The following is a 240-nucleotide window of genomic DNA, read 5'->3' on the forward strand; positions in this document are numbered from 1 at the left end:
GTCGATGCCCAGCGGCTCCAGCGAGGTCAGCGCGGCGCCGATCTCCGAGCCGAGCAGCATCACGCCGGTCGTCTCGAAGGCCAGCGAACAGATCAGCGGGACCGAGACGCCCAGGGCGTCCATGGCGCGGCGGGCGCCGATCAGGCTGGACTTCGTCTGGAGCAGGTCCTGCGTGGTCTCCACGATCAGGGCGTCGGCGCCGCCGGCGAGCAGGCCCTCGGCGTTCTGCTGGTAGCCGTC

The 240-nt window shown here is 71.7% G+C and carries 1 protein-coding gene; it reads right to left on the minus strand.

From position 1 onward, the window contains the following. Window positions 1-240 (minus strand): homocysteine S-methyltransferase family protein (locus tag GTW43_RS00800; protein WP_161299594.1); only part of this gene is annotated, 240 nt, incomplete at both ends.

This window comes from Streptomyces sp. SID5785 (assembly GCF_009870065.1).
GTDB lineage: Bacteria > Actinomycetota > Actinomycetes > Streptomycetales > Streptomycetaceae > Streptomyces.